The 9,505-nt window shown below is 39.3% G+C and carries 7 protein-coding genes; all 7 read right to left on the bottom strand.

What is annotated here, in order from left to right; all coding sequences use genetic code 11:
• Positions 1-730: FAD-dependent monooxygenase (locus F6K13_RS06720; RefSeq protein WP_287287053.1), on the bottom strand; the 730-nt coding region annotated here is incomplete at its 3' end.
• A gap of 80 nt (positions 731-810) precedes the next feature.
• Positions 811-2,586, bottom strand: a complete 1,776-nt coding sequence (locus tag F6K13_RS06715; protein WP_124154140.1) for an NAD(P)/FAD-dependent oxidoreductase — start codon at positions 2,584-2,586, stop codon at positions 811-813.
• Positions 2,587-2,606: 20 nt separating this feature from the next.
• Complete coding sequence (locus tag F6K13_RS06710) at positions 2,607-5,207, bottom strand: condensation domain-containing protein (protein WP_124154139.1); 2,601 nt, start codon at positions 5,205-5,207, stop codon at positions 2,607-2,609.
• Positions 5,208-5,449: 242 nt separating this feature from the next.
• Complete coding sequence (locus F6K13_RS06705; RefSeq protein WP_240039092.1) at positions 5,450-5,704, bottom strand: acyl carrier protein; 255 nt, start codon at positions 5,702-5,704, stop codon at positions 5,450-5,452.
• 49 nt (positions 5,705-5,753) lie between these two features.
• Positions 5,754-7,292, bottom strand: coding sequence for a class I adenylate-forming enzyme family protein (locus tag F6K13_RS06700; RefSeq protein ID WP_124154138.1), 1,539 nt, complete (start codon positions 7,290-7,292; stop codon positions 5,754-5,756).
• 145 nt (positions 7,293-7,437) lie between these two features.
• On the bottom strand, positions 7,438-8,016 hold the full coding sequence (locus tag F6K13_RS06695) for a chorismate pyruvate-lyase family protein (protein ID WP_282433598.1): 579 nt from the start codon (positions 8,014-8,016) through the stop codon (positions 7,438-7,440).
• A gap of 106 nt (positions 8,017-8,122) precedes the next feature.
• Positions 8,123-9,220, bottom strand: a complete 1,098-nt coding sequence (gene aroF, locus F6K13_RS06690; RefSeq protein ID WP_124146319.1) for a 3-deoxy-7-phosphoheptulonate synthase — start codon at positions 9,218-9,220, stop codon at positions 8,123-8,125.
• Positions 9,221-9,505 lie beyond the last annotated feature (285 nt).

Raw genomic sequence — 9,505 nt, 5'->3', positions numbered from 1 at the left:
CATCTGACCAATCTTCTAAAGTATCGGTGCTGGGAATTTGAAGGTAATAGCGAGAAATCTTGCTATTGCGAAGCATATGAGCTGCAAAACCATCTGGATGTACACCATAAAGAGTATACTGGGCTGAAGGGGGAGCGTAGGCTAAAATTGCTAACCAGCGATAGTTGTATTGTTTGCTGTAAATCTCTACAGCTTCAGGGGGAACAGATTGACGAGCTAACCCATGATAACCATCACATCCAGCTACAAAATCCGCTTGAATCGTTACAGTTTTTTGACTATCTAAATCATAACATTCAACTTCGACTTTGTCATCACTTTGAACAATCTTTTTTCCTTCATGATGAAAAAGTAACTTACCACCATCCTTGATATATTTTTCAATCAAATCATCGTTGAGATCACTTTGAGGATAAACATAATGAACATCTCCTCCACTTAAGCTTCCATATTCAAAAGTTAGGCTTTTATCAGGATAGCGAAACTCACAAGAACCGTGAGTATAAGCATTTTTCAGCAGGGTATCCGCCAGGTCATTTTTTTTAAGGACTTGAACTGTTGTACTTTCAATCACTCCGGCTCGTCCTCTGGCATAAATTTCTTCACGATTATACTTATCAATCACAATACAATCGATTCCATTTCTGAGCAAAATATTGCCGAGAACAATACCAGCTGGACCGCAACCAAGAATACAGACTGAGGTTTTTAACTGTGTGGTCTTTGTCATCGTAAACTCCTAATTTTGGTCAATCTTTTGGAAAAGAGGTGGGTATTTCACTCACCTCATTGATGATAGAAAATGAATCCTTAAACCGTAACAGGTTGCTTAACAACTGAAGGGAAGTGAATCTTTTTTCGGAGTTGTTGAGTCATTGGATGCAAGTCACGGGGTTGAGTTCTGGGGCGGAATAATCCATCCTTTTCCCATCGGTGTTCATTGAGGCTAATTGCCCAAGCATTTAACCAGGCAGACTCCGGAAAATCAGCTAATTTTTCAGGCATTGTATCTTCAAGTGCCATGCGAAAAATAACCTGGGCAAGTTCCTCAAACATTTCCAAACTAGCAATATGATCATCAATGAGTTGCTGTTCCGTTTTATTGGATTGTAAATTCCGCGATCGCAATTGCTTGATGAAATCCATTTCTAAGTAATCAAGATACTCATAAGTTCCCCGATTTTGCGAGAGTTCTGCCCAGTCTATAAACAACTTTTGCATCCGGTGAGCTAACAGAAAAAATCGACCTGAACCTTGACGAATTTTTGCCCGTTTTTCAGAGTCAAGGAAAATCGAATTAAACATCAGAGGCGCACTAAATGCCCAGCCGGATAGGGTATCCCAAATTACCTTAATTGCCATCACTAAATCTTTATCAAAGCAGGAGTAAACCTTATGAATATTATCTTTTACCCCTTCGGCATAAGTGAGTAAAAAGCGATTGGCTTCCGCGACTATTTCTGAAGTCAAGTTACCTTGCAAATCCGCTTCAATCATCTGAGTGACGAGAGAATTTCCAAATCCAATTAGGTCAGTACCAGGAGAATAGAAGGGATCGGGAAATACTCCAGCTTCACCAACACAAGCCCAACGATTATTTGAAAAAATTTGTTTAGAGGAATAGCTATAGTGAGGCATCTTCATAAATTTTTGAGTTGAAATCCCTTGAAGATGATTAGCTAAAGTAGGTTCATAGGTTTGGAGCCAATTAAATGTTTTTTCCTCAGTGTTATGTTGTTTGAAAGGATGAACCGTTTCATCAGTGACAATCCCAATACTGGTATAGTTATTGGGGAGGGGAATCATCCAAATCCAGTAGCCTTTTCCACACAAGTGATTGGTTGAATAATATCGTTGATTTCCCGGGACACGCTCATGCCAGTTTTGGTTACTTTTGGGAACAAAATCACTGACATCAACCCGTTCATTGACCCAGAACCAAACCGCACTATGTTTAGAACTATTTCGTTGAGCTAAACCCAGTTTTTTCTGCAAAAATCTACGACGACCCATCGCATCAATAACCCATTTAGCTTGAATGGTATTCTTTTGCTTCGTGTCATCTTGAGTGTAAACAATTTCATGGAAGTCTTGATTATTTTCAGATAGGATCATATCAAGAACCTTGCAATTTTCTAAAAATTCAATTCCTGCTTCGATGTTTAAGTTTCGCAGATCATTTTCAAACTTACCTCGGTCAATTTGATAGGAGGAAGGAGAATGAAATTTAGATAGTCCGAGTTCAGGACGTTCTTCAAATTTACCTTGAGCATCACCTAAGAAGAAACGCAGTCCCAACTTTGGCATATGATTCAGTTTGAAATAACCATCACCAAATTGGAGTGTTTCAGCCAGATAATAGGAACCCACTTCAACCGTTGATTCTCCAACTTTAAAAGCACCTTCAGGTAGAGGTCGAGCCAAACGATCTAGGACAATAATAGAAAGATCGGGCATTGTTAACTTCAACTGTCTAGCTAAAGTAGAACCCGCTAAACCACCACCGCAAATTGCTACATCATAAGTCATTGTATTCATTGTGAAATCTCCTGCTGTATTGAGAGTAAACATTATTTCGGTTAACATTAATTCAAGGAAAAGTGAGACTAACCTAAGCAAGCTTTTAAAATCTCAGCTAAGACCTGTACATTTGGTCGATCAAAAATTGAATAATGGTCTCCCGGTACATCGTAAATTTCTAATTTATCCCTAGAAAAATTACTCCAACCATGTTCAGGATCACGAGTTTCCCAATCTGCTTGATTCGGTAAATAAAACTTGTTGAATTTAGCAGATTTTTTAGCCCGAAACAGGGTAATTTTACCGGAATAAACTTGTGGTGAATAAACCCACTTTGCCTGCATATTCGCCTCAGCTACGATCGCACGACTGAGATGATGAGGTAGAGGTTTTCCTAAACCTAGATAAAGCTGGCAAAGGATTGCTTGCAGTTGGCGTTGAGTAACGTCTTTGAGTTCCTCAAATAGTGACTTGGATAGTCCCAATTGGGATAAGTATTTGAAGTAGTGTTGGTTTCGGAATACAAGGCGAGGAAAAGCACTTTTATTGAAAGTGTCAAACATCACCAGTAATGCCACCTTTTCTCCTTGTTGTTGAAGTTGTTGTGCCATCTCAAAAGCAATCGTACCTCCCATAGAGTTTCCCCCTAGAAAATAGGGACCATGGGGTTGAACACTGCGAATTTCTTGAAGATAATTAGTCGCCATTGCTTCGATTGTAAAGTCAGGCATTTGTTTGCCATCTAACCCTTTAACTTGCAATCCATAAAACGGTTGTTCTGAACCTAGAGATTTGGCTAATTCTCGTAAATTCAATACATTTCCTTGTTGTCCATGAATGCAGAAGAAAGGGGGTTTAGAACCACGAGGTTGAAGTGGAACTAATGAAGACCAAGGGAGAGAAGATTCGTTTTCAGCAAGAATTTCGGCTAGTTGTTCAATGGTTGGAGATTTTAGTAGTGTTGCCAAAGGTAACGTTTTACCAAAGGTTTGTTCAATTTGAGTAAACAAACTCATCGCCATTAAGGACTGTCCACCTAAATCAAAGAAGTTATCTCGAATTCCAATGGATTCAATTCCTAATACTTTACTCCATAATTGAACGAGTTTGAGTTCAGTTGAATTGCGGGGTGCAAGATAAGCAGGTTTAGAATAATTACTGGGTGGTTTTAATGTAGATTGATTGGCTCGTTTCTCCTCTAATTGTTGTTGTTCAGTTGCGCTCAAAGGGAGTAAATCCAAGATAGACTGCTCTGGATTGATTAAAATGTTTTCCAGAATAGTACGATAATGCTCCTGCATTTTAGCAATGGTTGCTTCCTCAAATAAATCAGCATTGTATTTGAATATAGCAGCAAAAGTATCACCTTCTGGAATCAGATAGAGATAGAGGTCAAAATCCGCTGTTCCGCTATCAAGATTAAAGGTTTCGACATTTAAATCGGGTAAGTTTAAGGTATGAATTGTTGTATTTTGCAGTGCAAACATCACCTTAGATAGAGGAGTTTGCAGTAAATTTAGAGCGTTAATAATTTCTTGAATGGGTAAATCTTGATAAGCGTAACCTCCGGAAACAACCTGACGAACTTGACTCAAAAACTCCCGAAACGTTTGGTTTACGTTCAACTGTGTCCGTAGAATCAGTAAGTTCGCAAAGTAACCGATTAATCCCTTTGTTTCTTTCCGACTCCGATTCGCAATTGGACTACATACAAAAAAATCGTCTTGGTCAGAGTAGCGATATAATAGCACATTAAATGCAGCTAATAACGTTGCAAATAATGTTGCTCCTTGTTTTCGACTGAAGCTTTTAAGTTGAGTCGTGAGTTCAACAGAAAGTAACTGTTTATTGTAGGCACTAGAATGGGTAGGATTAGTCGGATAAGGATAGTCAGTTGGCAGCTTTAAGGCTTGTAAATTATCGCCAAGTTGTTGCTTCCAATAGTTTAGCAAAGTCTCTTTAAACTCACCTTGAATACATTGACGTTGCCAAACCGAAAAGTCCGCATACTGCACTGGAAGTTCTGGTAGTGGTGAAGATTGACCGAGAGAAAATGCTTCGTAGAGTGTTGATAACTCCTGAAATAAAACTCCTTTTGACCAAGCATCGACGATAATATGGTGAACATTCAGTAACAGAAAATAATCCTGTTCATCAAGTTGAAAAAGTGTTCCTCGAAACAGAGGCAGTTGAGTCAATTCAATCGGTTGCTCAATATCTCCCTTCACTAATTCCATTACCTTATTTTCCCGTTGTTTTTGAGGGAAGTTCTGTAAATTAATTACAGATAAACGAAAGGAAAAAGAGGAGTGAATGACTTGAGTTGGTTGACCTTCAACTAAGGTAAAAGTCGTTCGCAAAGCCTCGTGACGTTGAATAAGTTCATTCAGACTTTGCTCTAAAGCTAATGGATTAAGTGAACCGGAAATGCGAAACCCAAATGGCATATTATAAGCAGCAGCTTTACTTGGTTCCAACTGTTGTAAAAACCATAACCGCTCTTGAGGAAAAGAGAGAGGAAGTGGATTTTCTCGGGAAACAGAGACTAAGGGTGGAGCTTGATTTTGTAAGCTAATGACCGTTCTCATTGCTTCCCATAACTCCTTTTTAGCAGCCACTGATTGAGTTGAATTATTGGTAACTGGAGAAGTTTTCTGTTGTTTTTTGTTTAATGTTTCGAGTGACATATTATATCATGTCTGGTTGAATAATTACACTTTGGAGGAAGGAAGGCAGAAAGCAGGAGGCAGAAGGGAAGAAAGCTATGGGTAGGGTGTGTTAGCGGTAGCGTAACGCACCGAAACCCTAAATAGATTGTTATAGTGCTACGCATTAAGGCTCTTGACATTTCTAAATCCTAAAACCCTTTATTAGTCTACTATTCCCTATTCCCTATTCCCTATTCCCGATTCAAGTAGCGCTATAAAATTTAACAACTTTTCTTTTCTTCAATCATCTCCACAATTGTTGAGATATTTTGAAAGTTCTCAAAACTAATCTCACTCACATCTAACTCAATTTCAAAAGTCTCTTGCAAGTTAGAAATTAGAGTCATCGTGTTAATTGAATCTAGACCCAAGTTGAAGATATCTACATCGTCTTGCAACTCTTCTAAGGTCACATCGGGTAGAACTTCCAAAACTAACCCTTGAACTTGTTCTTGAATTCTTGTAGTTGTAATCATGGTATTATGCTCGTTAAAAAATTAGTATTTGGACTGTGATGATATCGGTTTAAACTAATTCCTTTCTCAGAATTTTTCCGAGTGGACTTTTGGGAATATCTGGGCGAAATTCAATGATTTTGGGAACTTTAAACTCCGCAAGACGCTGCTTACAAAATGAAAGAATCTCTTGGTCGTCAAAATTTTTTCGACTTTTTTTGACAATTACAGCTTTAACCAACTCGCCAGCATAAGATCCTTTTACACCAACAACAACAGCTTCTTTAATGTGAGGATGATTCATCAAAATATCTTCTACTTCTATCGGGTCAACTTTGCGACCTCCGGTATCAATGAGCAGCTTCTTGCGACCAGTAATATACACTCGACCCCACTCATCTTTTTTCCCTAAATCACCTGTATAGAAACATCCTTCCTTAAAGACTTGTTGATTCAGTTCTGGCTGATTAATATAACCTTGAGTTAGAGAGCGACTTTTGATCACAACTTCTCCACTCATTCCCATGGGTTGCTCATTTCCACTTTCATTAACAATTTTGAGTTCAACATTATTGAGCGGAAATCCAACAGAGTGATAAATTTTGTTGATGTCTTCCTCTAAATTAATTGCCACAGATCCAGCCTCAGTACAGCCATAAAGCTGTCGAATAGGAATCTTAAATCGCTGCCAAAACTTATCAAAAATGTCTTTGGATAAAAAGTTTCCGGCTGAAAAGCATAATCTCAAACTAGATAGGTTCACCAAGGTTTTTGTTCGAGTTTCTGCTAAAGCATTGAAGATATAAGGTACTGCCGGAAAGATGGTAATCTTCTCCGTTTTAATCAGTTCAAAAATTCGGGGGCACCGGAAGACAAAGGGAACCTCAACAGGTGTACCATCCTTCTGCAAAACCTGTTCTAAAATAACTAAGGTTGCACCATTACAAGTGGCTGCGAGGAGACAATTTCCTAACCCATGAGCATGATACATCGGAACTGCACAAAGAATATTATCTGAGGGCTGAATTTGGGTGGTTTCTGCGAAGTTTTTTACCTCATGGCAAAGACTCGCCTGGGTGCGTGCAATTCGTTTTGGTTTCCCCGTTGAACCGGATGAATATTGATACAGAAGATCAGAAGAAAGAGCTTTTTCTGAATAGTCTTGATGTTGAAATTTTCCTGGCAGAATTAGATGGTATATATAGTGGCTTTCGGGATAAACACCATCCACAACAATCAACTCAATTTTTCGGTCAATATTTGCAATAATATCCTGACAAATTTTGGCACGTTTGAGGTCAGTAATTACTGCTTTTGCCTTGCTATCCCTGAGACAATAACTCAGTTCTTCGGCTTTGAATAAATGATTGAGAGGCAGAACAATTCCCTGTAACTGAGCAACAGCATAGAAGCTATAAACAAACTCAGGACAGTTGGGTAAAACGAAAGCGACACAATCACCTTTGCCGATTTCTAGAGAACTTAATCCCTCACTTAATCCTTGAACTTTGAAGTTAAGTTGCTCATAACTAATTCGGGACTCATTATAGACAATTGCTGTATGTTTGGGAAAGGAATGAGCCGCTTCTTTCAACTGTTTAATAATCATAATTTTACCTCTATTGTGCCACTTGAACAACCGATGCTATTAGACATCTCTTCCAAAAGAGGGAGTAGGGAGTAGGGAGTAGTGGGAAAGAATTGATAATTTCTTTACGATAGTTGATTTTCTTTTTTATTATTGGAGATGTCTATTAGAAATTTCGCCTAAAACTATTTTCCGGAAACTTCTCTGTAATCATCATGGTGTACTGATGATTGGAGATGACGCAGTAGCTTCTATACAGGAGATTGTCTTTGGGTTGAATCTGGAAATAATCTGCTAAATCCCCTGCATGTTCTTTGCCAAGTTCGACATTTTCTTTGAAGATTTCCACTTTGTTCTCGATCCAGAGTTTCCCAATGGGAGTTTTGGTCTGTAACAGTTGGTTTCGCATTTTTTCATTCAGTCTGTCGAGAACTAAAATTGAATCCGCATAGACATAGTTGCGGTCACTCATCTTACCTTGAAGTAGCACTTTGCGAGCGATAACTTCTGTGCCTTTTTTGAGGTTCATCGGCACGATGTCTTCTTCAAGTTGAATCTCGTCTTCAAACAGCTTTTTGATTTTGATTGCTTCCCCCGAGTAAGCTTCAATCATATCTGTAACAGTGCCGTTTGTTGTGAGTAATATTCGCTGAAATGGGCTGAGTAATACAGGTTCGATGTAATTCCGCTTTCGCGGAAAGTGTTGGGAAAAAATTGGTCTTAAGACTAGGGTTTGAGCGTTCATATGCATTATTTTTCTAGAATTGGCTAAAAAGACATGTTTGATCAGATATTGTGAGTTGAATCAATCTAAGTTAGCCTTCAATTTTTCCTTCAACTCACAACAAAATTTAAACAATGGCACTTAATTTTTTGGTGGCTTGAGGGGATGAAGGGGCGAGGGCTAACTTTTCTGGCCAACGACCCACTGTTTTACCAATAACTGTCATTTCTTGCATCAGGTCTTGATAGCGATGAGGTGTCAAGGATTGAGGACCATCAGACAGAGCTTGGGAAGGGTTGGGATGAACTTCTATCATCAGAGCATCAGCTCCTGCTGCAATTGAAGCCATTGCCATTGCCGGGACGTATTCGGCTTTACCTGTCCCGTGACTGGGGTCAATCATAATGGGAAGGTGAGTCAGTGTCCGCAAGACAGGAATCACGGATAAATCGAGGGTATTCCGGGTATATTTGCGGTCATGGGTGCGAATTCCCCGTTCACACAAAATAACATTGGGATTTCCCGCTGCTAAAATATATTCAGCCGCCATTAACCATTCCTCAATGGTTGCTGACATTCCCCGCTTCAGCAGAACCGGTTTCTCTTGAGCACCAACTTTTTTTAATAGAGAAAAGTTCTGCATATTACGAGCACCAACTTGGAGAATATCTGCAACAGCTGCTATCTTTTCGATGTCGGATGCATCCATTACCTCGGTGATAATTCCCAAGCCAGTTTCTTGACGTGCAATGGCTAGCAATTCCAAACCACTCTCACCATGTCCTTGAAAAGCATAAGGAGAAGTCCGAGGTTTGTAAGCTCCACCACGTAGGAAATGAGCACCTGCTGCTTTAACTTGTTGGGCGGTTTCGACAATCATCTGTTCATTTTCAACCGAACAAGGACCGGCAGTTTGAACGATGGGACTGTGTTCGCCAAAAGTAACAGAACCGTTCGGTGTCTCAACAATAATTTCACTGGGTTCACCATGTCGGAAGTCTCGACTTGCGCGTTTAAAGGGATGTTCAACTCGTGAGACTTTTTCAATAAAAGGACTGACAGCTTGAATTTTTAAGGGATCGAGTTCAGCCGTTTCACCGACTAAACCAATAACCACTCGGTGTTTGCCGATGATTTTTTCGACGCTGACTTTGTATTGGGACAGTTCGTCTTTAATGTGTTCAATTTCGACTGTCGGAGTGGCTGCTTTGAGGACAATTATCATGCTTTATTTCCGTTGAGATTGGGTTTGCTGAACAGAATGATGGAGAAAGGTTTGAGATAGCAGATGTGGGTTAAACTAACATCTCTATTTCTGTCCCTGCCACCAGTTCTATTTCTATATCTGTAAATGGCTTAAAACTAGAGAAACTGTAATAACGAATTTACGTCATTTGAGCTAGTATTAATCTCAGGAATCAAGTTGTTTCCTGTAACTGTAAAGATGCGTATATCTGGTCTAAGTTAGGTTATGCATTTTTGAGAAGTTGGCTTCAAACTAGGGAAACTA

Origin of the sequence: Okeania sp. SIO2B9 (assembly GCF_010672505.1) — a bacterium.
GTDB lineage: Bacteria > Cyanobacteriota > Cyanobacteriia > Cyanobacteriales > Microcoleaceae > Okeania > Okeania hirsuta.
This window is presented reverse-complemented; position numbering and strand designations above follow the sequence as displayed.

Excerpts from the sequence above, each read along its gene's own strand:
- aroF (WP_124146319.1), bottom strand. The coding sequence starts at position 9,220 with ATGATAATTGTCCTCAAAGCAGCCACTCCGACAGTCGAAATTGAACAC.
- F6K13_RS06695 (WP_282433598.1), bottom strand. The coding sequence starts at position 8,016 with ATGAACGCTCAAACCCTAGTCTTAAGACCAATTTTTTCCCAACACTTT.
- F6K13_RS06710 (WP_124154139.1), bottom strand. The coding sequence starts at position 5,207 with ATGTCACTCGAAACATTAAACAAAAAACAACAGAAAACTTCTCCAGTT.
- F6K13_RS06705 (WP_240039092.1), bottom strand. The coding sequence starts at position 5,704 with ATGATTACAACTACAAGAATTCAAGAACAAGTTCAAGGGTTAGTTTTG.
- F6K13_RS06715 (WP_124154140.1), bottom strand. The coding sequence starts at position 2,586 with ATGTTAACCGAAATAATGTTTACTCTCAATACAGCAGGAGATTTCACA.
- F6K13_RS06700 (WP_124154138.1), bottom strand. The coding sequence starts at position 7,292 with ATGATTATTAAACAGTTGAAAGAAGCGGCTCATTCCTTTCCCAAACAT.